This window comes from Kribbella swartbergensis, from assembly GCF_054784135.1.
Genome location: NZ_BAAGPM010000027.1, coordinates 153,320 through 179,024, shown reverse-complemented (window position 1 = coordinate 179,024; position 25,705 = coordinate 153,320). Strand labels below are relative to the sequence as shown.

Genomic DNA, 25,705 nt, shown 5'->3' with positions numbered 1-25,705 from the left:
GTCGAACAGCGACGGGGCATTCGGAGTCTCATGTCCGTGGTGCCAGTAGGCGGATCGTTATCGAAGAGCGACGCCTGGGGGGCTTCGCTGCTAGATGTCCGGTGGGCGTTCCACTTACGGGACGCCCGAACAGCCGGTGTGCGGGCGCTTCGGAGGGGCTCGCCGGGCCCACTGGGTGGCCGGCGTCTCTACCGCCCACTATGTGGCCCCCAGGAGGCCTTCGCACCCGCATGGCCGGTGAGCACCACCGTCACCAGTTCAGCGACGGCAAGCACGGCCACCGCAGCCCGGAGCACCCGACCCGCTAGGCCATTGGGGCGCTCGATGGCGACGAACAGCGCGAATGCGCAACCGGTCGCCGACCACAGGAGCAGGCGGGCGTAGCGAGCGTGTGACCGGAACAGGTCGAGCTGTTCGGGCGAGGCGTCGGCGAAACGGGTGTCGCGGAGGTAGTCCGGCCCCGAGTAGAACGCGAGCCATACGGCCACGACCGCGCCCAGCGCAAGGGCGAGCAGGGGAATGCGCATAGGCGCCCGCCAGCGGGGCCGTCCGACCCAGACCAGTGCACCCAGAGCCGCCAGTGGGGTCAGCACGACCGCCATGTGGACGACGAGGACGTGGATCGGAATGCCGTCAACCGACATCTGACTCGCCGCCGCTCGGCCGTAGCAGGTACCAGCCGACGGCCACGATCCCGACCGCCCGCGGCAGCGCAGCGAGCCAGGTGATCGAGAACGGGGTCGCGGCCATGGCCACGGTGCCGGCGAGCACAGCCACAGGGACCCACAGCGGTACCGACCGGCTGATCAACAGCCCGACGCAGGCGGCGGAGGTACCGAGCACGTTCAGGATCAGACCGATGATCAGCAGTCCGATGACCGAGTCGGCCGACGCCGGGTCAGCATACGCCAGCAACTTAGCGGCCGCGCCAGGTGCGAGCCCCTGCTGGTCGGTCACGTAGTAGTACACGACACCTTCCGCGGCCACGCCAGCTGCCAGGGCAGGCGCGCCGAGCAGGCACAGGGCGGCGCCGATCGTGGTCCAGCCGCTGCCGCGACCGCGCCGGACGAGATACGCCATCGCAAGGCCGGCCATCCCGAGTCCGAACGCCAGCGCAGTACCGACGAAGTAGTGGGTCACCCACCACTGCGTCCGCACCCCGCGGATCACGTCGTACGGCAGCACCTCGTCGCGCTCATAGGCACGGTGCATCACGAAGAAGGCCGTCTGCGAGACGGCCGCGAATACACAGGCCGCAGCCAGCAACACCGAACGGAACCGGACGGTCGTCTGTGCGGAGTTGGTCAGGGGCAGGTCTACGCTTGTCATGCTCCGAGCGTGCGCCGACCACCGCTCGTCAGGGATCGTGGCTACCCCGCGACGTTTTCCGTGCCAGTACGGAGTACGCCCCCGCCCGATCGTCCTACCCTTGTGTCATGCCCTGGCCGCGCGCCATCGCCATCGCGCTTGCTCCGCTCACCGTGGCGATGGTGTGCGCCGCCATCACCGTGCAGCTCGTGGCGGGCGCCGCTCCCGACAGTGCCGAGGTGGCCCTGACCAGCCTGATCGCACTCACCACTACCGGGCTGGCCCTGGTTGTGGTCTGGCGGGAGCCGGCCAACGGCTTGGCCGGGGTCCTCGCGCTGATGGCGCTGCTGGCGGCCACGGTCGGGTTCAGTGACACCTACCGGCCCGCCCACCTGCGCGACCCGCAGCAGTTGCCCGACCTGCCGACGGCCGCGGGTGCGCTGTTGTCGGTGATGTGGGTCTGGGTCTTTACGGCACTGACCCTGCTGCTCCTGCTCTTTCCCACCGGCCGGCCACTGTCCCGGGCCTGGGGTTGGGTCGCGATCGCGATCCCCGTGGTCGCCGTGGCGATCCACGCGGTCATGGTGACCACGCCCGCGGCGTACGACGCGCCGTACGCCGACCTCCAGCACCCGTTCGGCACCCTGCCGCTGCCGGTCGCGACGGGCCTGAAAGTGGTTTTGTTCCCGGCCTTGATGCTGCTCCTGCTCGCCGCGGCCATCTCGCTCGTCGCGCGTTACCGGCGCGGCGACGAGCGACTGCGCAAGCAGGCGAAGTGGCTTGTCCTCGCGCTGCCGCTGGTCCCGGTGACGTTCGTACTCGGCTGGGGTGGCTACCTGCTGCTGGGCACCTACTTCCTGGCGGGCATCGGCTTGGCGCTGCTCTACCTCGCCGTCCCGATCGCCACCACGATCGCGATCCTGCGGCACGATCTCTTCGACGTGGACCGGGCCGTGGCAGGCGCCGCCCTCTACTCGGTGCTCACGGTGGGTGTGGTGGGGGCCTATGCGGGTGCGGCGGCGCTCAGCGGGGCGCTGCTCGGCAACCAGTCCTCCTGGGCGGCCGCCGCGGTGACGGCGGGTCTCGCCTTGGTGCTGGCGCCGGCCCGGCGCCGCGTCCAGCGCACGGTCGACCGGGTGCTCTATCCGGCGAGACGTAGCGCGTGTGATGCCGTGGCCGTGCTGGAAAACCGGGTGAACGGCGGAACCGGAGCGCCGGAGGAGCTCGAGCCGACGTTGCGCGCCGCGCTGCACGCGCCTGGGTTGCGCGTCGGGGTGGTCGCTCCCGGCGAGACCGGGTACGTCGATGTGGACGGACAGCCGGTCGACGTCGGGGAGGGCGTAGTTGTCACCGTCGACGGCGAGCCCATCGGAGTCCTCGTCGCGGAGGGGATCTCCCGCGCGCTGCTTGCGGACGTGGCGGTCCGGGCGACCATTCTGGTCGAGATGATCCGGCTCCGGCAGGAGGCGACCCGGGCCCTCGAGGACGCGCGGGAGAGCCGAGCCCGGCTGCAACAAGTCGGCTACGAGGAGCGACGCCGACTGGAGCGCGACCTGCACGACGTTGCCCAGCAGCGGCTGGTCGCCCTGGGGCTGTCGATGCGGCTGGCCCAGCGCCGGCTCAAGAAGACCGGTGACGCCGAGTTGGCGACCATGATCGCCCAGTGGGTCGACGAGGTGAGTAGGTCAAGCGCAGAGCTGCGCGACCTCGCCCACGGGATCCGGCCGAGTTGCCTCGACGACGGCCTGCCGTCAGCGCTGAGCATGCTCGCCCGCGACGTGCCGCTGCCGCTGGACGCGGACATCGTCGTACATCGTCAGCTGCCGGACCAGGTGAGCACCACCGCCTACTACGTGGTCGCGGAGGCCCTCACCAACGCCCTGAAGCACGGGCACCCCAGCGGCCTGTGGGTCCAGGTCCGCGACGAGGGCGACCGCTTGCTGGTCCGGGTGCGCGACGACGGCTGCGGTGGAGCGGTCGTCGGGCAGGTCGGTGGCCTCTCCGCCGTCCGCGACCGGGTCTCCGCCTCCGGTGGCGTGCTCTACGTGGACAGCCGACCGGGGCAGGGGACGAGCCTGGAGGCGGTGCTCCCGTGCGCATCGTGATCGGCGAGGACTCCGCACTCTTCCGTGAGGGCATGGTGCGGCTGCTGGAGGAGTCCGGGCACGAGGTGGTGGAGCGAGTCGCGGACGCGGTGGCCCTGGTCGATGCCGTACGCCGGCAGCAGCCGGACCTCGTCGTGGTCGACGTACGCATGCCCCCTGACCTCACCGACGACGGCGCCCGCGCCGCGCGTCGACTGCGGGAGGAGTTCCCGACGCTGCCGATCATGTTGCTGTCGCAGCACATCGAGACGACGAACTCGGTCGAGCTGGCCCGTCAGGGCTACTTCGGCTACCAACTGAAGGACCGGGTGCTCGAGGTCGACGACTTCCTCGACCTCTTGGAGCTGATCCACCGCGGCGGATCAGCACTCGACCCCCTGGTTGTCACCCGCCTACTCGGCCCGGGCGATCGCGACGACCCGCTCAAGCAGCTCACCTCCCGGGAGCGCCTCGTCCTCGGTCTGATGGCCGAAGGACGCACCAATCTGGGCATCGCTCGCCAGATGTACCTCTCGGACCGGACCGTGGAGACGCACGTGACCAGCATCCTGCACAAGCTTGGGATCCCCGACGACGTCCGCGACAACCGACGCGTTCTCGCCGTCCTCACTTTCCTGCATCATCGCGCGACGTCCTGAGCGGGGCGTACGACGGGCAGACCGCAGTGTTCACCGACTAAGCGCAGAGTGTTGACCGACTAGCGGCTGGGTGCACCGGCTGACCGCAGGGTTCACCGGCTAACTGTGGCTGTCTGGGCGTAGTGGGGGTGTGAGGCGTTGGCGGGCTCTTGTGGTTAGGGCTTGGACTGTGTGGTCTACGCCGGTCGGGAGGGCGTCGATCGGGAACCAGGCGAGGTCGTGTGACTCCTCGCTGACTACGAAGTCTGTGGTTGTGGCAGTCACGAGGAATTGCACGTCCAGGTGGAATGCGCCCGCGCAGCCGCCGGCGAGCAGCTCGTGCCGTGACAACTGGAGTGGGCTGGGGTCGATCGACAGGCCCGCCAGCCCGGACTCCTCTGTTGCCTCGCGTAGTGCCGCACCCGCGAGAGTCGTATCACCGGGTTCGCAGTGTCCGCCGAGTTGGAGCCATTGCCCGACGACCTTGTGCAACGTCAACAGCACCTGCGTGCCTGACTCGTCCACGACCAGCGCACTGGACGTCACATGCTCGGGCCGACAACTCCGCCACATCCCATCCGGCCGCTCAGCCAGATGTCGCAGGTAATGCGACCGCAGCTCCCCCTGCACCTCATCCGGCGCACCCCACCCTTCCAACGTCCCAACCGCATCCCGACGAAGCACCCCGCCAGTTTCTCCCATCCCGTGGCGTGCCTCGTGGCTGGGCTGCCGTGCAGTTCGCCGTACGCCGACACCACACCTGACCCACCGTCACAACGGCGCCCGGTCCCGGGTCACGACGACGCCGTACTGCACCTGTCCCACCTCGTACGGGCAGGGGTCCGGGGTGCCTGCGTGGCTCGGTAGGGCTGCTCTTGCCGACACCGGGATTGGCCGTACGGCGGTCACCTTGAAGTGCTGGCGCCGTACGGCGGGGCGTTACTTGGGGGTGTCGGGGTTGGGGTCGTCGCCGTCTTCCTTGGGGAGGAAGTCGGTGATGTCTATGTCGGACAGTTCGCCGGCGTGTTGGGCGAAGCCGATGGGGTCGTCGAGGTCGGAGGCGCTGGGGAGGAGGTCGGGGTGTGACCAGAGGCGGTCGCGGCCTTCGATTCCGCGGGCGTCGCGTACGGCGGCCCACAGGTTCGCAGCGTCGCGCAGACGCCGCGGGCGGAGCTGCAGACCGACCAGCGTTGCGAACGTCTGCTCCGCGGGACCACCCGCGGCCCGACGTCGCCGTACCGTCTCGGCCAACTGCACCGCGGCCGGCATCCGGTCCTTGGTTGCCTGCCGTACGACCTCGTCCACCCAGCCCTCGACCAGGGCGAGTGCGGTCTCGAGCCGGACCAGCGCCGCCTTCTGCTGCGGGGAGTCCTCCGGCTCGAACAGCCCGCCGGCGAGCGCCTCCTGCATGGCCTCCGGGTTCGTGGGGTCGATGTCGGCCATCGCCCGCTCGATCTTGCTGGTGTCGACCTCGATGCCGGCGGCGTAGTCGCCCACCGCGGCCAGGACGTGCGCCCGCAGCCACGGCACCCCGGCGTACAGCCGCTGGTGAGCGACCTCGCGCAGCGCCAGGTACAGCCGGACATCCTCGTCGGTCAGCCCCAGCCCTTCGGCGAACTTCGCGACGTTGTCCGGCAGCAGCACCGCCTGCCCGGTCGGCCCGAGCGGCAGCCCGATGTCGGACGAGCCCACGACCTCACCGGCCAGCTCACCCAAGGCCTGGCCGACCTGTGCGCCGAAGATGGAGCCGCCCAGCTGCCGCAGCATGCCCGCCATCGGGCCCGCCAGCTGCTGAGCCTCGGCCGGGAGCGCGTTGCCCATGGCACCGGCGACGTGCTCGGCGACCGGGTCGACGATCGTCTGCCAGACCGGCAGCGTGTTCTCGACCCACTCCGCGCGGCTCCAGGCCGCGGACGTCGTGGAGGCCTCGGGCAGCGTGGTCGCCTCGTCCAGCCAGTGGTCGGCCAGCCGGACTGCGTCGGCCACTCGGTCGGAGTCCGTCGGGGTGACGGACCGGTCGCCGGCCGCGGAGACGGTCTTGCGGGCGATGTCCTTGGCCAGGTCCCAGTTCACCGGCTTGCCGTCGGTGGATCCGCTCAGCAGCTGCTGGACCTGGGCGAAAATCGCGTTCAGGTCCGGGACGCCGCCCGCGCCGGCCGCTCCGGAGAACTGCTGGAACATGGCCTCGAACGGAGTTCCCTTGAACGGGTTGTCCGGTTCGTCGCTCATCGGAGTGGGCCTTCCTGTGCGGGTGGGGCGTACAACTCCAACGTACTGGTTCCGCCCGCCGGTTCCTCCCCCGGCGAACGCATTCCCCCTCCAGTTCGCCCCTGGCAGATCCCTGACTTCCCCCTGACCGCAGCCCATGGCCCTGAATCGGGCCTTTGGGAGGGCGAGGTGGGGTTGGGAACGAGGTCGAGAGAGAATTGAGCAGGGAGGGGCTGGTTCTGGTAGGTGTGTGGGGTGGTTCTGCCCGGGAGTGAGGGACGATGAGCGACGCGATCAGGCTGCTGGACATTCGTGAGGCTGAGCTGTCCAGCGACGAGGTGCTGGCCGCTGTCGCCGACCCGTCCGCCGGTGGAACTGCTCTGTTCATCGGTACGGTGCGCAATCACGATCAGGCGAAGCCGGTGGACCGGCTGAGCTACGAGGCCCACCCGGACGCGCTGAATCACCTGCGGAACGTCGCGCTGCGTATCTGCGACGACCCGGCCGTGACCGCGCTGGCCGCCGTACATCGCACCGGGGACCTGAAGATCGGTGACGCCGCCGTGATCGTCGCCGTGGCCGCCTCGCATCGGGACGTCGCGTTCGCCGCCTGCCGGCGGCTGATCGACGACCTCAAGGCCGAGGTCCCGATTTGGAAACACCAGCACTTCAGCGACGGTGCCAGCGAGTGGGTTGGCGCTCACTGACACGTACGCTGGGCGCATGAAGGTGGCCGGATGAAGGTTTTGGCGTGGCTGGCGTTCCCGCTGGTCGCCACGCTCCTGGCGATGTGCTGGGCCGCGTGGCGTGGGCGGAGCCGTGGTCCGCGCCGATCCGGTGGTGCCTTCGCCTCGGTCGAGGACTTCCGCCGTTTCAACGAGGCACTGGCCGCGCCGGGGCCGCAGGCGACCCCGAAACGACGTCGTGGTCTCCGCCGCACCCCGAAGAGTGCTGCCAGGTCCGGCGGCGCAGCGGACGCTCCCGCGTCTGGCGCCGAGCCCAGCTCGGCCGGTGGGTCCGGCGGCTCCTCGGGTCCCGCGAGCGCCGACGGTACGGCGAACTCCGCCCGGCAGCCCGGCTCCGGCGACACGAGTGCCACCGCGAGGGCCGGTTCGCCGAGCCGCGGACGGGCGACCGGTTTCGCTGCAGCAGGGACGGTTGGGGATGCTCGTGCGTTGGAAGCAGTAGGGACGCTCGGCGTCACCGGAAAGCAGGGTTCGGCCGGGGTGTTCGGTTCCACCAAGATCGCAGGGCAGGGTTCGTGACACGTCGTACCGCCACGCTGGTCGCTTCGATCATCGTGCTCGTCGTCTCGCTCGGGCTGGTCACCGCCTTCCCGGTGCCGTTCGTCTCGTTCAGTCCGGGGCCGGTGAAGGACACCCTGGGCGAGACGAAGGGCAAGCCGGTCATCGAGATCACCGGGCACGAGACGTTCCAGACCTCCGGCCAGCTCGACCTGACCACAGTGTCGGTCACCTCGCCGGAACGTGAACTCACCCTGCCGCAGGCGATGCGCAACTGGCTCGACCCGCACCACGACCTGTTCCCGCGCGACATCATCTACCCGCCGGACCAGACCCCGGACGAGGTCGAGGAGCAGAACACCGCCGAGATGACCGGCTCGCAGGACAGCGCGATCGCGGCCGCGCTGCAGGCGGCGAAGGTGCCGTACCACCCGAAGGTCTCGACGGTGGCGAAGGGCTCCCCGGCGGACGGCAAGCTGAAGCCGGGCGACGTCGTGCTGGCTGTCGACGGTGTCACGGTGTCGCAGGTCCCGCAGGTGGGCGAACTCGTCCGCAGGCACAAGGTGGGCGAGAACGTCGTCTTCCTGATCCGCCGCGGTACCGCCGAGCAGACCGTGCAGCTGAAGACCGCGGCCACACCGGGCGAGGCCACCCGTCCGATGGTCGGCATCACCATCGGGATCGACTCGCCGGTGAAGGTGACGGTCAACCTCGGCCAGGACATCGGCGGCCCGAGCGCCGGTACGGCGTTCGCGCTCGCCATCTACGACAAGCTGACACCGGGTCCGTTGCTGGCCGGAAGGCACGTTGCCGGCACCGGAACCATCGACGCACTCGGTCAGGTCGGCGCGATCGGCGGAATCCAGCAGAAGATCGCCGGCGCCAAGGACGACGGCGCCACCATCTTCCTGGTCCCCGCGCCGAACTGCGAGGCGGCGTTGCACGCGGACGTGGAGGGCATCCAGCTGGTGAAGATCAGCACTCTGAGCGAGGCGATCAGTGCCCTGGAGGCCATCGGCAAGGGAACCGGAGCTGTCCCGACATGTACGCCATGAGCAACTTGCACGTACCGGCCGGCCGAAGGGAGACGACGGTATGAACTCCGTAGGCACCCTGCCTCCCGACGCGCTCAGCCGCGCGGTGATCGAGATCGAGAAGCACGTGAGCAGCGCGGGCTGGGACCAGCCCGCGCAACTGTTCGCGCTGGTCCCGACCGACGAGCTGCTCCGCGCCGAGCCGCAACTGGCCGCCGAGCTAGGGGCCGACGACGCGTCCCAGCCGCTGACCCCGGTGGCCCAGGGCGAGCTGCCAGGCGCACTCGAGGACGAGCACCTGGCCGACGCTCTCGGCCGGATCGAGTGGCCGGACGGCGTCACCGGCTGCGCACTCGCGATCGAGCGCGTCGTACTGCCTGCCTCGGCGGAATCAGGCGCCGAGTCCGACGCCGAACTCGCCCGGATGGCCGGCAGCGATCCACGCCGCCACGAGGTCCGGATGGTCGCCGCGGTGCTGCGGAAGGGCGACCGGTTCGGCGCCGTCCGGCTGCGCTCACATGACGAGGACAGCGCCGTACTCACCGGCACCGACTTGGTCCCCACGCTGTGCGAAGTACTGTCTTTGACATTCGAACCTTCGGTCGGCCACCGGCCGGGCGCAGGTCCTGGGGTCGACGGCATGAGTGACGACGAGGAGAACCGACCATGAGTGACGGCGTCTACGACATGCCGGAGGACCCGCGGAGGGCCCGGCGAACGTCCGGGGGACGGCCTCGGGCACTGCTGCCGACGATCGCCACCCTGATCGTCCTGCTCATCCTGTTCAGCGTCTTCACCGACGTCTGGACCCAGCGGCTGTGGTACCGCTCGATCGATCTCAGCTCGGTGTTCAGCACGGTGCTCGGGACCCGGGTGCTGCTGTTCGTCGTGGTCGGCCTCCTGATGGCCGGTGCTGTGGTCGCGAACATCATCATCGCCTTCCGCACCCGGCCCCGGGTCGCCCTCGCGCCCTCGCCCAGCCCCGGCTTCGAGCGGTACGGCGACCTGCTGCAGCAGCGCGGTAAGGCCGCCATCGCGGTGATCGCGACCCTGATGCTGGTGTTCGGCGGCTCGGCCGCGTCGGGGGAATGGAAGGTCTTCCTCGCCTGGCGGAACCGGACCCCGTTCGGAGTCACCGACAAGCACTTCAACAAGGACATCGCGTTCTTCGTCTTCGACTACCCGTGGCTGCGCGTCCTGCTCGGCTTCGGCTACTCGATCGTGCTGCTGTCGCTGGTCGCGGCGATCGTCACCCACTATCTCTACGGCGGCTTCCGCCCGTCCGCGAAGGGGCAGAAGGCTTCCGGTGCGGCGCAGGTGCAGTTCTCCGTGCTGCTGGGCCTGCTGGTCCTGCTGAAGGCGTTCAGCTACTGGCTCGACCGCTACGGGCTGACGACGTCCGACAGCCGGCTGTTCACCGGCATCTCCTACACAGGTGACAACGCGGTCCTGCCCAGCAAGGAGATCCTCGCGGTCATTGCTGTGCTGTGTGCCGGGCTGTTCTTCGCCAACGTGGTGCGCCGGACCTGGCTGCTGCCGGGCGTGGGCACCGTCGTTCTGATCCTGTCCGCGATCCTGCTCGGTGCCTTGTGGCCTGCGGCGCTGCAGCAGTTGCGCGTCCGGCCGAGCGAGCCGGTGCGTGAGGCGCCGTACATCACCAAGAACATCGAGGCGACCCGCCAGGCGTACGGTCTGGAAGGCACCCAGGTCATCAACTACCCGGCGAAGGCGACCGCGACCGCGACCGATCTGGCGGCCGATGCCGAGGTCCTGCCGGGCATCCGCTTGATCGACCCGAGTGTGGTCGGGCCGACATTCGAGCAGTTGCAGCAGGTCCGCGGCTTCTACTCCTTCCCCACCGACCTCGACGTCGACCGGTACAGGATCGGCAATGAGGTCAAGGACACCGTCATCGCGGTTCGCGAGGTGCAGGTGGAACGGTTGCCTGCCGGCCAGCGCAACTGGAACAACGACCACACCGTCTACACCCATGGCTACGGCGTCGTCGCCGCGAACGGCAACCAGCGAGGCGTGGACGGTACGCCGGTCTGGTCGGAGAAGGACTTGCCGCCGACCGGTCAGCTCGGTGACTACGAGCCGCGGATCTACTTCGGTGAGCAGTCCCCGGACTACTCGATCGTCGGCGGACCGAAGGGCGGCCAGCCCGTCGAGCTCGACACCCCCGAGGGAACGAACGGCGGCGACCCGACGCTGAACACCTACCAGGGCAACGGCGGCGTCCCGGTCGGCTCGTTCTTCAACCGCTTGCTGTATGCAACCAAGTTCCGGGACGCGAACATCCTGCTGTCCAGCCGGGTGAACCCCGAGTCGAAGATCCTCTACGACCGCAGCCCGCGCGAGCGGGTCGAGAAGGCCGCGCCGTGGCTGACCCCGGACGGCGACCCGTACCCGGCGATCGTCGACAACCAGGTCGTCTGGATCGTCGACGGCTACACCACCTCGGCGAACTACCCGTACGCCGAGAAGGTCGCCCTGGACGACAGCACCCGGGACACCACCACCGGCCGCGGGACCATCGCGCAACAGCCGAGCGAGGAGATCAACTACATCCGCAACTCGGTCAAGGCCGTCGTCAACGCGTACGACGGTTCGGTCGAGTTGTACGCCTGGGACGAGAGCGACCCGGTGCTGAAGACCTGGATGAAGGCGTTCCCGGACACGGTCAAGCCGCGCTCGGACATCTCGCCCGCGCTGATGGCCCACCTGCGCTACCCGGAGGACATGTTCAAGGTCCAGCGTGACCTGCTGGCCAAGTACCACGTGACCGACTCGACCACCTGGTACCAGAACAGCGACCTGTGGCGTGTCCCGGCCGACCCGACCGCGGTCTCCGCCGGCGCCGACTCGTCGGCTCAAATCAAACAGCCTCCCTTCTACCTCTCGTTGCGGATGCCCGGTCAGTCAGCGCCGGCGTTCTCGCTCACCTCGGTGTACGTGCCGAACGCGGAGCGGGAGAACCTGACTGCCTTCATGGCCGTCAACGCCGAAGCGACATCACCGGACTACGGCAAGTTCCGGATCCTCCGATTGCCGGGCAACGTGCAGATCCCCGGTCCTGGACAGGTGTTCAACAAGTTCCAGACCGACGACGGGATCAGAACGGCACTGCTCCCGATCAACCAGCCGACCAGCGGGGCGAGAGCGCAGTTCGGCAACTTGCTGACGCTCCCGCTCGGCGGTGGTCTGCTCTATGTCCAGCCCGTGTACTCGGTCCGGACCAGTGGACCTGGTAGTTACCCGGTGCTGCGGTACGTGCTGGTCTCCTTCGGTGAGCGAGTCGCCCACGGCAGCACGCTTTCGGAGGCGCTCACCAGGGTGTTCGACACTCAGGTGAACACCGGTGAGCCGCCGCCCAACCAGCCGCCGCCGACGAACCAGCCGGGCACCAGCCAAACGGTGAGGCAGGCGCTGGCCGAGGCACAGACGGCCTACGCGGCGGCTGAGGCGGCTCTGAGGAAGGGCGACCTCGCTGAGTACCAGAAGCAGATCAGACTGGTGAAGTCGGCGATCGACCGCGCTCTTGCAGCGGGGGCGACGCCTGCACCGACACCAACGCCCACCGGTACGCCGACGACTCCATCCACTCCGGCGCCATCCACTCCACCGAATTCACCGACAGGCTGATCGACAGCTGCTCACCCGGGGCGGTGACACCGACGAAAGTCGGCGTCACCGCCCCGCTTCGTTGCTCACAGCACCCATCGCCCAGCACAGCACCGGTCGCCGAGCACAGCGCCGGTCGCCCCACCACGGAACCGACAGCCCACCACGGAACCGACAGCCCACCACGGCACACGTCAGCCCGCGGCACTCCGTTGCCAGGGCACAGGACTCGCGCCGGTCGAGTAGCTCAGCCGGTGGTCTCCGGATGGAAGCCGTTCGCCGTGTCGAGCAGGTCCTGCTCGGAGAAGCGCTCGCGATCGAGCGATACCTCCGCCGCGAGTCCGGGTGCGACGAAGTAGAACACCTCGTCCTCCGCTGCCAGACCGTCGTACTGCCCGACCTTCACCGGCCGCAGCTGCCAGGTCTCCGGATCCTTCTCCTCGTACTCGACCAGGAAGGCCTTGAGCGCCTCGAGATCGGTCAGATTCTGGCCGCGCAGGGTCTTCACTGTCAGATCCACCTTGTACGCCCCCTCGGGATCCGGGCCGGTCTCCCAGACCCGGCTGTGGAAGCTGACGTCCTCCCACTCGTATTCGAAGTCGGTCGGCCTACCGATGCCGCCGGGAAGGTGCTCGATCACGAAGCCGTCCAAGGTGCATGCCCTTTGCTCGGTCGATGGGGGAGCCACGGCGTACCCGGAACGCGGCTCGACACTGCTCGCCCCGGCCGGGCCGGCCGTCCAGGCGCCGATCGACGCGAGGACGACCGCGCTGCCGATCACGATACGACGGGCCGGCGGCACGACTCGGGAACCAAGGGAAGAACGCGACATGGCTGCCTCCTGAGGCCTCGACGCCCTGCCTGCTGCACGGCGCCCTCTTGTCCTAGAAGGTGCACCGATCGTCGCGCTTTTCCGCCGGTGATTTCGAGCCTGTGGAAAAGCCGCTCAGTGGCCGATCAACCGATGCAGCCGGTGGAACGTCAGCTCGAAGCCGAGCCGCGGCCACGTCCGCGACGACAGCAGGTTGGTCACCCGCCAGTCGGTGACCACGGACGTGTAGCCGGTGTCGGCCGACCACTGCAACACGGCCTCGCCCAGCGCACGCCCGGCGCCCCGACCACGTTCCGCCGGCAGTACGGCGGCAAAGCCGAGGAAACCCGCGTTATCCGGGCGAGCCAACCCGAGGTGCGTGCTGGACTTCTCCAAGGAGCAGCCGACGGCCGAGCCGATCACGCGACCGTCGTACTCGGCAACGAATGTCGCAAAGTCCCGATCGTCGATCGATTCCTCCCAGTCAGCCAGCGCCTCCTCCAACGTCGGCACCTCGCCGGCGGAGAAGACGGGGGACTGACCCTGGTGCCGGGGGAGTACCAGGTCGAGCTCAGCCAGTACGGCGACGTCTCCGCGAGCAGCACGCCGTACCTTCAGACCAGACGGCGCGGGCAGTCGTGTGGTCGGCGCCGGGCGCAGTCCGTGCGCGTGCTGCGCGCCAAACCCCAGCCGGAACCAAGCATCGACCAGTTCCGCGTCATCCGGCACGATGACGTACTGCGCGACGCGGCCGTCGTCCATCCACTTGGCAGCGGCAGCCGCATAGAGGTCGCGGATGTGTTCCGGCTCACGCACGGCCTGGCCTGCGGATTCCACCCAGACGTTGGGACCCCAGACCGGTGACTGCTTCGGCGTACCCAGGACGTAGCCGGTCAGCTCGTCGCCCTCCACCAGTACTGCGCCGGACGCGCTCTCGCTCTCCCACAGCGCCGTGACCTCGACCAGGGCGAGTTGCTCGTCCTCGTACTCGGCCGGCAGCAGAGGGTGCCGCTTCCGGTGCTTCTCGTGCCGCTCGGCGAGCAGCCTGGCCGCCGCGGGCAGATCCGCCTCCTCGAACGGGCGGATGACATCTCGGGACATACCCGGAAGGTACGCCGTCCCACCCGCCGCTGACACCGTTTTTCGCCTTCCCAGGACCGCACCGGGAGCCGATTTGGTTGCTCAGCGCCGATCCACTAAACTAAAACCACAACGACGCGGGGTGGAGCAGCTCGGTAGCTCGCTGGGCTCATAACCCAGAGGTCGCAGGTTCAAATCCTGCCCCCGCTACCAAGAAGTAATTGTTAGAACCCCGGTCCTTAGAGGGACCGGGGTTTTTTCGTTCCCAGCCCAGGCGGCCGCGCGGTCTCTCCGCGCGTAGGTATCGGCTCAGGGGCGCGCGATCGTGGTGTGACGCCGGTCACGGCGGGGCAGATCCTGCGGGGCCGTCAGATCGCCATGATCTTGCCGATGCGGCCCCGAAGTGGTCCTCACTCGCACACTACGCGCAGGATCACTCCGATCGCGTCCGCCGAGTGCTCGCCGTCATTAGGACGACGGCCGGCGAACTCCGAGCGCTGGATCTCACAGTCGACGGGATCGGAGAGAAGATTGCAGCTGCCACGAACCGGGACTTGATGGAAGCCTTGTTCGCTTCGGGGGGCTTTGGTTACTGAGCCGTTGGTTGGTGATGCCCTTCGTGACATCGGTAACGCGCGGCGGCCCTGAGCGATGTAGCAAGGGAGGCCCCGTCCTAGAGTCACCGTTCGTAACCGAGCAGGTCGATTCTCGTTAATACGACATGAGGGTCGGCGGGAGCTTGCCCTTTGTAACAGTTTGGTATCGGCGAGCACTCAAATCTCCTCGCGGCCCAGTCGCAAAGCGCCGAGTCGGTACTGGCGTGTGCGCGCTCTCACGCTCAGGACAACGATGCCACCCGTCACGTGATTCGGATCATAAGCTCGACAGTGCATCCGAACATGCGTTTGATCGCCTACACGGCTGTGATTTCGGCGTTTTTGGTCTAGCGGGCTGCGGTACAGTCGTCCGCGGAGAATGCGGAGAGGCCCCGGCCGGAAGCAGAATCCGATCAGGGCCTCACCTGTCATTTGGTCGTGACGCTGGTGACGCTACTAGTTGCACGCGTGTAAGGCAAAGGCTGTCGGGCACGCTGTTACATATGTACGGGGATAGTTACTCAGCCGTAACTGAACTGGCCTGATTGGGCTGCCTCGGTCGGTGGTTCTGCGCAACGCGCAAACCACTGAGAGGAACGATGATCAGCACCCATCAGACCTCCCCCTCGTCGTCAGGATGGTGTCCGATGACCGAGGCGGCGGTACAGCAGCTAAATGAGACGAAGCGCATCGTCCACCAGCACGAGCACCGGCTCACCAACCGTCCCATGATTCGGGTCGTGGTCGACGTCTTGCCCTCGACCAGCCGAGGAGCGGAGCCGCCTGCAATCAGTTTCGACGTTTGGGCTACCGAGCGGATCCCCCTGCCAGACGCCACTCTTCGTAGCGCCGAGGCCACAGGTGGCCACCAGACCTACTCCGGCGAGCTTCTGCGAGCCCCGTGGCGCCGTTCGCTAACCACCTTCCCCGCTGCGTCGACTACTAGGTGGAGGGGAACGCTGCCGAGGCCAAGCAGTTGCGAGGGAGACAGGGTGGAGATGCTGGTAGATGTTCTCTTCCGCCCCAGTACGGGGCGAGCGTGGTGAGCGGCGGTCCGCAGCCTCCGGACTGGGCTGCCCTCTACCAGAAGCACAAGGATGCCATGTTCAAGGTCGCGGCTCGAGTTCTGCGGGAAGCCGGGCTGGCGGGCCAAGCTGAAGACGCGGTCGCTGATGCCATGACCTCGCTGATCCAGTCGCCGCCTCACGCCGAGGTGAAGAACTGGGAAGCGCTCCTGGTGACCGCCGCGAAGCGGAAGGCTCTCGATCGACTGAAGAGTGCGTCAGCTCAGCACGCGGGACCGGACCTGTCGGAGCTGTCCGACGTGCCGAGCGACGGCGACTTCACCGATGAAGTCGCCGAAGAAATTGATCGTCAGCGGCTCGGTGCGCGAGTGTGGGATGCCAAGGCCGTCCTGGACGCACGTGAGCGACGGATCCTGGAGGAACACATCGAACGCGGTAGGTCACAGTCCGAGATTGCCGCCGAGTTCGGGATCAGTCGCTCTCGGGTGAGCCAGATTGTGACGACGGCGTTGCAGAAGTTGCGTGCCAAGCTCACTGAGGAGGTGGGCGAAGATGAGTGATGAACGTGACGAGATGCTGCGTCGCGTACTGGACGAGCGTGTGAGTGGGAAGCCACTGGCTCCGATTCCAAATGATGACGAGATCAAAGATCTCGTCGAGGTGGCCGATCTTCTGTGGGAGGCCGGCCAGGGCGCGCCTCCACTTCAAGACGACCCAATTGCAGCGATGCTCGGCCTGGTGCCGGATCCAAACCAGGCGCTGAACCCGAAGGCGCTGAAGAGCGCTCGAATGAAGGCGGGGCTCAGTCTCAGTCAGTTGGCACGGCGGCTTGCCGGCCGCGGGTGGGACGTGAGCCAGGCTAAGGTCGCCAACTGGGAGGGGCGATCTTCGGGTGAAGTTCCTCCGGCGCTCATCAAGGCAATTGCCGAGGAGACAAAGACCAGTATTGAACGATTGACTACGACGCACGAAGCGACATCTCAGAGCCAGACCATTGCAGCTGTCGTGCGATCCGATCGCTTCGCAGATCTCAAGGCACGGTGGGCTCGACTCCGAGGGGTCCCTGGCGAGATGGCTGAGTCGATGCTAATCAGCCGAATGAATGTAGCCGTACATAGAGGCGATCATCCCAGCGAGGAACAACTCCTCGCTAACCTCGAAACGCTGGTAAGCGCCATCGAGGGAGAGGATCGACGTGAACCTAGGTGAATGCGCCGTCGTGGCGCTCGACAAGCTCGACGCCGGGATTAGGGAGAGATTCGCGAGCGCTCCGCGGCAGGTACTCGAAGACGAGCTCGGCTTTACGGTTCGCGAGGCTTTCCACCTGACGACGCGACTCAAGGGGGCGTCGTGTGACGGCGCATCCTTTCTCGAGGATCACGTAATTCTCTACGCGCCGACGGGTAATAGTAAGCGGGAAAATTTCACGCTTGCTCATGAGCTTGGACATTCGTTGGTAGCAGAGTCTGAAGAAGCGGTAGATTGGATCGGCGATCAACCTGACTCGGACATCACCCGTGAAGCCGTCTGCGACGCGATTGCGCAGCAACTGCTCCTCAGTGATATTGCGGTGAGCCGACTTGTTTCTGGCGGCCCGGTGCGCGCGCGCCACGTGCTCGACTTGTCTGAGGCGTCGCAGGCCAGTCGCCCGGTGTGTGCTATCGCCCTCGCCAAGCGCCTGCCCGGACTTGGCGCGGTGGTCATGATCGACCGAGTATCAGGGAAAGTGACTGTCGCGAGTGTCAGTCCAGATCCCGAGCACGGGTGGCCAGCCGTATACCCCTGGCCGGGGCAAGACGTTCCCCCAGGTCATCCATTCGGCGTCACTCGGCCGAGTGCAATGACACGCAAGAGCTTCTGGCGAATGCCGTGGGGCAGCTCGGCCGACTACTACATCGACACGATTGTGGAGGGGCCCCGGATCATCGCGGTCTTCTCAGACACCGATGTGTGGGGAGCAGAGCGGCTGCACATCGATCGGCCGCGAGAGTTCGACTCACGCCCTGACTTGATTGTGCACTGCTGTGGTGTGTCTGTATCGACTCGGGGTTATCCGTGCTCTACCTGCAACCAGCCGTATTGCCCTACGTGTGGGCGGTGTAAGTGTGAGCATCAAGCCGCTCGCGAGGTGCCGTGTCGCGGCACGTGTTTCATGCAGTTCCCGTCGCACTTGCTGGTCGATGGTCTGTGCGAGGAATGCCGGCCCTAACACCTTGGCGGGCTGCCTCGACTACCTAGTGAGGGAACGCCTCGTCGAAATGTCGAGGCGACCTCCGGGCAGGAGGTGAAGGCAGCGGCCAAGAACCCTGGCAAGGGGCGCCGAATCGGTGCAGTCAAGGGGCGGAGCGAGTTCAAGGTGGGCAAGACCTGGTTCAAGCGTGACACCGCCACGGGACGCATCCTCAACGGCAGTCAGCACCAGCACAAGGGCGTCCGGAACGAGGAGTAGTTCGGGTTATGCCGAGGTTGATCGCCGGTCTACCTCGGCAAAACCCCTGCCTCCCCGGCGTCGACAACACTAACGGCAAACCGCTCGACTTGAAGTGTTGATTAGAAGCGGGCACTCCAGATAGCCGCCGTGCTTGGCAACCAAGACCGGCGAGCTGGACGCTACCACGTGGCGCTTCCGGGCGCACTCATGCATACTAGAAAATGAATGACGGCTATGGAAAATAATGAGTCCGGCTTCGTCGGTCGAATCAAACACATTGCGGCACACGAAGACGTTGTGTACGTCGAGCTGCGCAACGGCACGGTACTTCCCTGTGGTGTAGACGACACTGATGAGTTCGCGCTCGGGGAGATCGTTCTAGTCGGCGTTCAGTCGATGACTGTGGAGAAAGCGCCGGAGGAGATCTGGCCAGAAGAGCCCTGGATTGGAATCGTTCGCCTCGTGCTCAAGGACGAGGCTGTCATAGCCATCGGGGACAGGCCGCGGACCTTTCCCTTGCCGCCCGGGCTGAAACTAAAGGCGGGCAACACAGTCGAAGGCACCGACTCCCGCGGAGTCGTTCGGGTCCTCAGCGAGACGCCGATACGTCAGATCGAGGTGTCGCTTGCAGACGAGATCGATATCAGTCTCTTCAAGACAGAGCCGAGCGAGTCACCTTCATTCGAGGACTTCGGCGGTTCGGACGACATACTCGGCCGCGCCGCAGAGTTGATTGAAGTTCCGCTGAAGTATCACGAGGCGCTGATAAAGATCAATGCACGGCCAGTCAAAGGGGTTCTCTTCACCGGGCCATCTGGCACGGGCAAAACCATGTTGGCGCGAATCATCGCCAACAAGGCGCAGGCGCAGTTTTACCAAATCAAGGGTCCCGAGATCGTGAGCAAGTGGCTTGGAGCGAGCGAGGAGCTCATCCGCAAAGTCTTTGAGGATGCCCGGAAGCAAGAACGGGCGATCATCTTCTTCGACGAGCTCGACAGCCTCGCACCGCAGCGCTCAGATGACTCACACGAGGCGACTCGCCGACTGGTTGGCCAGCTGCTGACCGAAATGGATGGCTTCGACAAGCAGCAGAACATCGTCGTAATTGCCACGACAAACCGACCGCAGGATCTGGACGTGGCGCTTCGCCGGCCGGGCCGGTTCGACTGGCAGATCGACTTCACGCTGCCGCCGGAATCCGATCGGCAAGAGATTCTGCGTGCCTCGTCGAAGAGTCTGGCGGTGAGTGCAGAGCTGCCGCTAGCCGAGATAGCGGCAAACACCGATGGATGGTCAGCCGCCGACCTGGCGGCGATCTGGACTGAGGCGGCGCTGTTGGCGGTGGTAGACGAACGCGATGTCATCTTGCCGGAAGACTGCTACGGCGGTTACGAGCGAGTGTTGAAACACAAGACCTCCATAGAAGCGAGCCAGCACCGAGGATCGAATCGCCCGATTGGGAGGAACGGATCATGACGTGGGTGAAGACCAAGCTCGGTAAGCTGAAGACTTGGTGGCGGAATCGGCGTCGCCAGAACGAGCCCACGCCGCAGGCTCTCGAGGCAGCTTTCCGCGAGTTTGTGTACCTCGACGAGGTGAGCGTAGTCAGCCTTCTCTCGGCGCGTCTGGGCCAGGTCCCGAGCGAGTTCACGCAGTCGGTGAGCAACACGTCAAAGGTGGAGATCAGCTCCAACCTGGATGCAGATGCGGCCGTCGTCAAGTCGAAGGTCGGCTCGCGTTTCGAGTCAACGCAAGCGCAGGACGCGAAAGTCGTCAGCCGGGCCACTATCCAGACGGGCTTCCGAAAGCTGTACGCCGAGGCCGTTACGGATCGCTCCCTCGCACTCGGCCCGATCCATAAGCAGAAGACCGCCATCAGCGCAGACGAGGCGATCGCCATGATCAAGTCAGGCGTCAGGCACTCCTCGAAAGATCTGACTTGGCAGGTGCCCATAGAGGATCTTCATCGCGGGGACCTGATGGAAATGGAGGTCGAGCTGCAAGCTGACTCGGTGTTCCACGTCAGCACCGTCGTCTCGATCTTGGCCGAACTTGCAGGCGAGTCGGATCAACTGCTGTCGCAGGTCAACAAGACGAACTACGACCAAATGCGTGAGATCAACGACATTCTGGATAAGTTGCTGGTCGGGCTAGTTCCTATCAGATGCACTGTCGTCGACTATGTGCTAGTTGACGCCGACGGCGACGTGCCCCTAGTCGTGAACCGTCAAGTGGTCGAAGCGATCCCGGAGCCAGATCGTCCCGAAGTCACGCCGCTCCGAGTGGTCGCTGTGCTCGAAAAGGGGTTGTTCTGGAAGGATCTCCGCCGCGTTCTGTTTGCCGGTAGTCAATTTCGCGTTCTCTGCCGGCTGAGTCGTGAAGGGCTTGATCGCGCGTGGAATCCCGTGAAGCTCACCGAAGTGTTGAGCGAGGTGGCGCCTGACTTCGGCGGAATCGTCGAGGCATTCGGTGACAATGCCATCGACTTCATGAAGCACTACTCCAAGCATCAAAAGGGTTCTATTGGGCCGCGAGTCGCCGCGTTGCTTGACTATGCCGATCTTGTAGCCGAATACCACGGTTACGCGTTGACAGACGCTCAGAGGCGGCACCTGGGAGAGTTGGCTAGTGCTCACGCTGATCAGTTGACCTCGGTTCCGGAGTCTCGTAAGGCATTCTTGGAGGTTGGCCGCTACCTAGCCGATGAAATTGGGAAGAAGCTTGAACCAGTACAAGCGGCAGAGATGCGCTACGTGGCTCAAGAGCGCAACGGATTGCATGCTGGTGGCACGTCGATTTCGACGCCTGCCTTAGCTGCAACGTCGACGTCAAAGGCGGCCGGAGGATATAACTTGAATACCGAAGTGATAGCGATCTACTGGTGACCGTCCGAGTTTACTGGCCGACCCATCTGCGGGCGTAAGAGATACCTCTTGTTCATTGTAGTTACGCGAAACAGGATCGATAGGGCGCCGTCGCAAAGGGTAGCGCGGCTGCGATCACGGAGGGTGGAAGTAGTGCGTTTAGAGGATCAGCTCGCTGGCTGGACGGGCCCGTCCAGTAGCACTGAGCAAGACAAGCAGGACCGTACCGAGCGGATGATTCGCGAGGCCATCGAGGCCCACGAGGCGTTCAATGGGTACGACTTCGAGGTGTATGCGAAGGGCTCGTACGCCAATAACACGAATGTGAAGTCCGACAGCGATGTAGATATCGCAGTCCAGTGCCGCGAGCTGTACTACTACGATCAGGCCGTCCCCGGCACAGTTTCTTCGCGGGGTGGATATTCAGGAGTCTGGACGCCGGACTATCTGCGAGGCGAACTCGAATCCGCGCTCAGCAAGAAGTTCCCGGGACAAGTCGACTCGTCTGGTTCCACCGCGTTCCGCATCGATTCCAGTACGGCCCGCGTTGAGGCCGACGTGGTCCCCTGCTTCGACTACCGCTACTACTTCTCGGACGGAACCTACCGCTCGGGGTCGCGGGTGGCAAGGAAGGACGGCTCGTTCCTGACCAACTACCCGAAGCAGCAACTGGAGAACGGCCGAGCTAAGAACAACCGCACCGGTGCGCGGTACAAGAAGACGGTCCGCATCCTGAAGCGCGTCGAGAATGCGATGGTCGACTCTGGAGACCATCGCGAGGTCCCCTCGTACTTCATGGAGTGCCTCGGCTACAACGTCCCTGATCACATCTTGAAGCAGGGAACCTGGACCGCGACGGTTCGCGACTCGCTCGTGCATATCTGGCAGGAACTGCAGGGCGACGAGCCGACGGCGGAAGGAGACCGGTGGATGGAGCCGAATGACATCAAGTTCCTGTTCCACGCCTCGCAGCCATGGACGCGTGCCGATGGTCGCGACTTCGTGAAGGCGGCCTGGAACTACCTCGGCTTCGCGTCGTGAAGCGATCCATCCTGGTTCGTGTCGTCGCCGGCATCGTGGTGCTGGTTGCCATGGGTGGTGCCTGGCTGTCGGCCGGGGTGGTCGATCTTGGTTGGCTAAAGTACTTCTCGGGAGCGGTGTTCATCGCCACGGCACTCCTGGGACTCTGGGATACGTGGATCTGGCGATGGCCGCTCGTTCAGCGTTTGCCCGGCGTGCCACCCAACCTTCGAGGTACTTGGGAAGGACTTCTCACCTCGTTCTGGGTTGATCCCGCTACAGGCAAGAGCCCAGATCCCAAGACGGTGTACCTAGTGATCCGGCAGACGGCGTCGTTGGTGTCGGCCAAGCTGCTGACCAACGAGTCCCGATCCAGTTCGTCGCTCGGCTCGGTGACGACGATCGATCACAGCTCGGAACTCATCTACATGTATATCAACCGTCCAGATGCACGAGTGGAGCACCGAAGTCGTATGCATCACGGATCGACGGCGCTCGATGTCACCGGCAAGCCGGCGCGCCGACTCCGTGGTCGGTATTGGACGGACCGGGACTCCAAGGGTGAACTTGATTTCACCCAACGAAAAGGCCGGTTTGCGGATGATTTCGAGGCGGCTGTTGAAATCTTCAAAAGCTCCTAGCTTCAATGTTGTTAGCGTATAATGAGTAAAGGGTTGCTTTTTGACTTGAATTTCACATGGTATGTCCGTTCGACCAGCTGCGAGTTGGCCGAACACAGGTCACAGGCGTTTCTCGCCCTGTCGGCGCATCGGCACACCCGAAGCTTTCAGGATCCTGAGAACCGTCGACTTGCCGAGTGCACACTCCTCCGAGATCTCCACAGCGGTTTGGTTGCCGGACCTGTAGCGCCGAACAACCTCGTCACGGAGTGGTTGGGTGATGCGTCGGCGACGCTCAGGACGGGGCGTTGCGACACCGCGATCGGAAGACGGCGTGACCGTATGGGCGGGGTTGATCTGGAACCAGCAAGGACTACCAAAGGAAGGCCCGGACCAGGTGGTCCGGGCCTTCGTCATTGTCGAGGGGCGGGTTCCCGCGTGAGCGTCCGCCGGACGGCATGTGGCAGGGCTCATAGTCCTGCGGTCTGACCTCAGATCAGGGTGGATCTCGGCGATATCCCCGATGCATCGGGCAACGAGGCGGACTAGCTTCGGGCGGGTGATGACGTTCGAGGTGACTGTCCGGGGGTTTGCGGGAACCGACGAGGCGCTGGCGATGCAGCAGCCAGTGGCTCGGGTGTTGTGTCCGGAACCGGAGCACGACGGACCCTGTGAGGTGCCGTGGGGGTTCTCTGTGAGTGACGACGACGATTTGGTGTTGGGGATCTACGCGTCGGCCGAAAAGGCGGCTGAGGTGGTGGAGCGCGTGGGGCGCGTTGTCGGCGGGCAAGAGGTCGTGATGTCGCCTGCCGCCCCGGGGCGGTTCGAGGAGTTGGAAGCGCAGTACCGGATCGAGCACGGCGCTTGACCTCAAGTGGGGTTCAACTCGCAGGATCTCGCCATGAAGATCGAAGGAGAGATTCCCAGTCAGGCCGATGTCGACGCGATCGTGGCGCTGGTCGACGCCGTACAGGATGCCCAGAGCAAGGAAGACGTGGACGCGTTCATCTCACTGTTCCGCAAGGACGCGCTGTGGGTGACCGGGCACGGCAAGCGGCTGTACGGACGGGACACCATCGCCGAGTTCACCAGCCGGGTGCTGCCCGGGGCGACGAAGGACTCGTACGCGACCTACGTGCCGGACCACCTGCTGTTCGTACGGCCCGACATCGCCGTGGTCAACGTCAACCAGACCTACGTACGGCGCGAGGGCTCGACGGCCGAGCTGCCGGTGGAGCACGGCAGCCCGGTGTACTTCCTCGCCAAGGACGACGACACCTGGCAGATCGCGGCGGCGCAGAACACCCCCGTCGTGACGGAGTGACTGGCTACTTCACCGCGAGTTCGCCGAGTTCGGACCAGTCGTTCTGGGGGACCTTGAAGTTGACGATCCGTGGGGTCTCCACCAGGTACGGCGGAAGCTGCTGCTGAGCGGCCCTGAAGTGGGCCGAGGTGACGTGCGCTGTCGCCGCGTCGTCGTCGGCGAAGGCCTCGACCAGCACGTACTCGTCGGTGTCGTCGACCGAACGGGACCAGTCGAACCACAGACAGCCCGGCTCGGCCCGCGTGGCCTTGGTGAACTCGGCGGTGATCGACGGCCAGTTCGAGGCGTGTTCGGCGCGGACGCGGAACTTCGCGGTGATGAAGATCATGAGCCCGATGCTAATGGTCACCGCAGGGTGAAGCCGGTGCCGAGCGGGTCGCGGGGGTCGAGGGTGAAGGTGGCGGTGCCGGTCCGGTACGCCGACCCCTCGACCTCGGTGATCACGCCCTCGTCGACGACGTCGACCACCCGGCCGAGGAACGTGGTGCCGACGATGGACTCGTGCCGCAGGATCTGCCCGTCGGCCAGCCGGCCCTCGTTGTACAGCAGTGCGAGGCGCGCCGACGTACCTGAGCCGCACGGCGACCGGTCGACTTCACCGTCGGCGAAGATCGCGACGTTCCGCTGGTGCGGTCCACGCTCCCAGGAGCCGAGGTCGTCGTAGAAGATCGTCCCGTACAAGCCGTTGAGCCGTGGATCGACAGGATGCACGGCCTGCGGGTCCAGCGCCCACTTGATCTCACGCCCCACCGCGATCAGGTCGGCGTAGCAGGCAGGTGTCACCGACAATCCGACCGCCGCGGCCGCGACGGAGGCGTAGAACGCGCCGCCGAAACTGATGTCGGCGCTGACCTGTCCCCGCGAAGTGCCAACGGGCACCGAGCGCGAGACGACGTACGACGGAACGTTGCGAAACGCCACACTCGACACTTCGCCGGCCGAGCAGGTCACGCGGGCGACGACACGACCGGAGGGTACGTCGATCACCACGTCCGTGACCCCGTCCGGGGAAGCGGCCACCAAACCGCTCTCCACCGCCCAAGCGCCCAACGCGATCGTCCCGTGCCCGCACGCGGTCGAGTACCCGTCCTTGTGCCAGAACAGCACGCCGAAGTGGGCACCGTCGTCATCGCCCGGTACGACGAAACCGCCGTACATGTCCGCATGTCCGCGTGGCTCGTTCACCAGCAGCTGCCGGACCGCATCGACCCTCGCCGAAGACTGGGCGAACACCCGTCGTTCCGGCACCGAACCACCAGGAACCTCGACCGACGTCACGATCCGGAACGGCTCGCCGGCCGTGTGGTAGTCGACCACGCTCACAGGGTCCACGGCTCAGAACCCTAGCTTCAGACAGACGTCAGCCGCTGCCGCCCACGTGGGCGACAGCGGCTGAGGTGTGTTCGCGGAGCGGCCTGAAGGAGGTCAGGCTGCTTGCGGGACCCGAGTGCGGTTCTTCTGCGCCCAGACGGCCCGGCGCAGTTTCGCCTTGTCCGGATAGCCGGCGGCGCGGCCGATCATGTAGACGTCGTGGCTGCGCATGTTGACCATGCCGGCGACGAACCAGACCGGGTTCCCCTCGGCCAGCATGGTGACGATCATCGTGGTGGTGGCGGTGTCGACGGTGGCGGTGGTGGTGGTGGTGTTCATTCTGAACCTCTCCTTTGGTCGCTCTCACTGATACGTCGGAGCAACGCGGGCGAATTCGACACACCTCGACAAGAATTTTTCGGCCGGCTCGCCTGGAGAGAGGTACAGTCCGGAATGCCTGTCCTGCAGGGCAAAACAGAGCGC

26 protein-coding genes and 1 tRNA gene are annotated in these 25,705 nt (G+C 65.8%); 18 read left to right on the top strand and 9 right to left on the bottom strand.

From position 1 onward, the window contains the following. Positions 1 to 188: 188 nt before the first annotated feature. Positions 189 to 644, bottom strand: a complete 456-nt coding sequence (locus ACYVOK_RS26950) for a hypothetical protein (protein WP_460665340.1) — start codon at positions 642 to 644, stop codon at positions 189 to 191. Then, positions 634 to 1,329: a hypothetical protein gene (locus tag ACYVOK_RS26945; protein WP_460665339.1), complete on the bottom strand. Its 696-nt coding sequence runs from the start codon at positions 1,327 to 1,329 to the stop codon at positions 634 to 636. Before ACYVOK_RS26945 ends, ACYVOK_RS26950 begins: the two co-directional genes overlap by 11 nt. A gap of 107 nt (positions 1,330 to 1,436) precedes the next feature. Here ACYVOK_RS26945 and ACYVOK_RS26940 point away from each other — a divergent pair, with 107 nt between their 5' ends. Both ACYVOK_RS26940 and ACYVOK_RS26935 read left to right on the top strand, forming a co-directional pair. After that, positions 1,437 to 3,413 carry a sensor histidine kinase gene (locus ACYVOK_RS26940; protein ID WP_460665338.1) on the top strand — a complete coding sequence of 659 codons (1,977 nt, stop codon included), beginning with the start codon at positions 1,437 to 1,439 and terminating at the stop codon, positions 3,411 to 3,413. Continuing rightward, the gene (locus ACYVOK_RS26935) at positions 3,401 to 4,051 is read left to right on the top strand and encodes a response regulator transcription factor (RefSeq protein WP_460665337.1); all 651 of its coding nucleotides are present in this window, start codon (positions 3,401 to 3,403) and stop codon (positions 4,049 to 4,051) included. Before ACYVOK_RS26940 ends, ACYVOK_RS26935 begins: the two co-directional genes overlap by 13 nt. Before the next feature lie 99 nt (positions 4,052 to 4,150). Here ACYVOK_RS26935 and ACYVOK_RS26930 read toward each other — a convergent pair whose 3' ends face one another. Both ACYVOK_RS26930 and ACYVOK_RS26925 read right to left on the bottom strand, forming a co-directional pair. Further along, positions 4,151 to 4,603 (bottom strand): NUDIX hydrolase, encoded by a 453-nt coding sequence (locus tag ACYVOK_RS26930; RefSeq protein ID WP_460665743.1) that lies wholly within the window; start codon positions 4,601 to 4,603, stop codon positions 4,151 to 4,153. A 366-nt stretch (positions 4,604 to 4,969) separates the two neighbouring features. Then, positions 4,970 to 6,259, bottom strand: coding sequence for a zinc-dependent metalloprotease (locus tag ACYVOK_RS26925; RefSeq protein WP_460665336.1), 1,290 nt, complete (start codon positions 6,257 to 6,259; stop codon positions 4,970 to 4,972). 260 nt (positions 6,260 to 6,519) lie between these two features. On the opposite strand from ACYVOK_RS26925, the gene ACYVOK_RS26920 reads away from it, so the two are divergent. The 5 genes from ACYVOK_RS26920 to ACYVOK_RS26900 are packed head-to-tail and all read left to right on the top strand — an operon-like array spanning position 6,520 to position 12,161. Then, positions 6,520 to 6,945 carry a molybdenum cofactor biosynthesis protein MoaE gene (locus ACYVOK_RS26920; protein ID WP_460665335.1) on the top strand — a complete coding sequence of 142 codons (426 nt, stop codon included), beginning with the start codon at positions 6,520 to 6,522 and terminating at the stop codon, positions 6,943 to 6,945. Positions 6,946 to 6,975: 30 nt separating this feature from the next. Beyond that, positions 6,976 to 7,503, top strand: coding sequence for a hypothetical protein (locus ACYVOK_RS26915; RefSeq protein ID WP_460665334.1), 528 nt, complete (start codon positions 6,976 to 6,978; stop codon positions 7,501 to 7,503). Next, positions 7,500 to 8,537 (top strand): YlbL family protein, encoded by a 1,038-nt coding sequence (locus tag ACYVOK_RS26910; protein WP_460665333.1) that lies wholly within the window; start codon positions 7,500 to 7,502, stop codon positions 8,535 to 8,537. Before ACYVOK_RS26915 ends, ACYVOK_RS26910 begins: the two co-directional genes overlap by 4 nt. 40 nt (positions 8,538 to 8,577) lie before the next feature. Next, positions 8,578 to 9,186 carry a PPA1309 family protein gene (locus ACYVOK_RS26905; protein ID WP_460665332.1) on the top strand — a complete coding sequence of 203 codons (609 nt, stop codon included), beginning with the start codon at positions 8,578 to 8,580 and terminating at the stop codon, positions 9,184 to 9,186. Further along, positions 9,183 to 12,161 carry a UPF0182 family membrane protein gene (locus ACYVOK_RS26900; RefSeq protein ID WP_460665331.1) on the top strand — a complete coding sequence of 993 codons (2,979 nt, stop codon included), beginning with the start codon at positions 9,183 to 9,185 and terminating at the stop codon, positions 12,159 to 12,161. Before ACYVOK_RS26905 ends, ACYVOK_RS26900 begins: the two co-directional genes overlap by 4 nt. A gap of 226 nt (positions 12,162 to 12,387) precedes the next feature. On the opposite strand, the gene ACYVOK_RS26895 is transcribed toward ACYVOK_RS26900, so the two are convergent. Both ACYVOK_RS26895 and ACYVOK_RS26890 read right to left on the bottom strand, forming a co-directional pair. After that, positions 12,388 to 12,972, bottom strand: coding sequence for a hypothetical protein (locus ACYVOK_RS26895; RefSeq protein ID WP_460665330.1), 585 nt, complete (start codon positions 12,970 to 12,972; stop codon positions 12,388 to 12,390). Between the two features lie 114 nt (positions 12,973 to 13,086). Further along, on the bottom strand, positions 13,087 to 14,052 hold the full coding sequence (locus tag ACYVOK_RS26890; protein WP_460665329.1) for a GNAT family N-acetyltransferase: 966 nt from the start codon (positions 14,050 to 14,052) through the stop codon (positions 13,087 to 13,089). Between the two features lie 115 nt (positions 14,053 to 14,167). Here ACYVOK_RS26890 and ACYVOK_RS26885 point away from each other — a divergent pair. The 11 genes from ACYVOK_RS26885 to ACYVOK_RS26835 all read left to right on the top strand — a co-directional run bounded on the left by ACYVOK_RS26885 (position 14,168) and on the right by ACYVOK_RS26835 (position 23,911). Further along, positions 14,168 to 14,244 (top strand) — tRNA-Met (locus ACYVOK_RS26885). 1,425 nt (positions 14,245 to 15,669) lie between these two features. Next, positions 15,670 to 16,212: a sigma-70 family RNA polymerase sigma factor gene (locus tag ACYVOK_RS26880; protein ID WP_460665328.1), complete on the top strand. Its 543-nt coding sequence runs from the start codon at positions 15,670 to 15,672 to the stop codon at positions 16,210 to 16,212. Continuing rightward, positions 16,205 to 16,861: a helix-turn-helix domain-containing protein gene (locus ACYVOK_RS26875; RefSeq protein WP_460665327.1), complete on the top strand. Its 657-nt coding sequence runs from the start codon at positions 16,205 to 16,207 to the stop codon at positions 16,859 to 16,861. Before ACYVOK_RS26880 ends, ACYVOK_RS26875 begins: the two co-directional genes overlap by 8 nt. After that, the gene (locus ACYVOK_RS26870; RefSeq protein ID WP_460665326.1) at positions 16,848 to 17,861 is read left to right on the top strand and encodes an ImmA/IrrE family metallo-endopeptidase; all 1,014 of its coding nucleotides are present in this window, start codon (positions 16,848 to 16,850) and stop codon (positions 17,859 to 17,861) included. Before ACYVOK_RS26875 ends, ACYVOK_RS26870 begins: the two co-directional genes overlap by 14 nt. A gap of 75 nt (positions 17,862 to 17,936) precedes the next feature. Beyond that, positions 17,937 to 18,101: a hypothetical protein gene (locus tag ACYVOK_RS26865; RefSeq protein ID WP_460665325.1), complete on the top strand. Its 165-nt coding sequence runs from the start codon at positions 17,937 to 17,939 to the stop codon at positions 18,099 to 18,101. A gap of 207 nt (positions 18,102 to 18,308) precedes the next feature. Beyond that, positions 18,309 to 19,559 (top strand): ATP-binding protein, encoded by a 1,251-nt coding sequence (locus ACYVOK_RS26860; RefSeq protein WP_460665324.1) that lies wholly within the window; start codon positions 18,309 to 18,311, stop codon positions 19,557 to 19,559. A 5-nt stretch (positions 19,560 to 19,564) separates the two neighbouring features. Further along, a complete protein-coding gene (locus ACYVOK_RS26855; protein WP_460665323.1) occupies positions 19,565 to 20,968 on the top strand; it encodes a DUF6414 family protein in 1,404 nt (467 codons plus the stop codon). Positions 20,969 to 21,100: 132 nt separating this feature from the next. Then, positions 21,101 to 21,988: a nucleotidyltransferase domain-containing protein gene (locus tag ACYVOK_RS26850; RefSeq protein WP_460665322.1), complete on the top strand. Its 888-nt coding sequence runs from the start codon at positions 21,101 to 21,103 to the stop codon at positions 21,986 to 21,988. After that, positions 21,985 to 22,608 (top strand): Cap15 family cyclic dinucleotide receptor domain-containing protein, encoded by a 624-nt coding sequence (locus ACYVOK_RS26845; protein ID WP_460665321.1) that lies wholly within the window; start codon positions 21,985 to 21,987, stop codon positions 22,606 to 22,608. Before ACYVOK_RS26850 ends, ACYVOK_RS26845 begins: the two co-directional genes overlap by 4 nt. 538 nt (positions 22,609 to 23,146) lie before the next feature. Further along, the gene (locus ACYVOK_RS26840; RefSeq protein ID WP_460665320.1) at positions 23,147 to 23,455 is read left to right on the top strand and encodes a hypothetical protein; all 309 of its coding nucleotides are present in this window, start codon (positions 23,147 to 23,149) and stop codon (positions 23,453 to 23,455) included. 33 nt (positions 23,456 to 23,488) lie between these two features. Next, positions 23,489 to 23,911, top strand: a complete 423-nt coding sequence (locus ACYVOK_RS26835) for an SgcJ/EcaC family oxidoreductase (protein ID WP_460665319.1) — start codon at positions 23,489 to 23,491, stop codon at positions 23,909 to 23,911. 4 nt (positions 23,912 to 23,915) lie between these two features. Here the strand turns inward: ACYVOK_RS26835 and ACYVOK_RS26830 are convergent, their stop codons facing one another. The 3 genes from ACYVOK_RS26830 to ACYVOK_RS26820 all read right to left on the bottom strand — a co-directional run bounded on the left by ACYVOK_RS26830 (position 23,916) and on the right by ACYVOK_RS26820 (position 25,561). Continuing rightward, on the bottom strand, positions 23,916 to 24,239 hold the full coding sequence (locus ACYVOK_RS26830; protein WP_460665318.1) for a putative quinol monooxygenase: 324 nt from the start codon (positions 24,237 to 24,239) through the stop codon (positions 23,916 to 23,918). A gap of 17 nt (positions 24,240 to 24,256) precedes the next feature. Beyond that, positions 24,257 to 25,243, bottom strand: a complete 987-nt coding sequence (locus tag ACYVOK_RS26825) for a proline racemase family protein (protein ID WP_460665317.1) — start codon at positions 25,241 to 25,243, stop codon at positions 24,257 to 24,259. A gap of 93 nt (positions 25,244 to 25,336) precedes the next feature. Then, positions 25,337 to 25,561: a hypothetical protein gene (locus ACYVOK_RS26820; RefSeq protein WP_460665316.1), complete on the bottom strand. Its 225-nt coding sequence runs from the start codon at positions 25,559 to 25,561 to the stop codon at positions 25,337 to 25,339. Positions 25,562 to 25,705 lie beyond the last annotated feature (144 nt).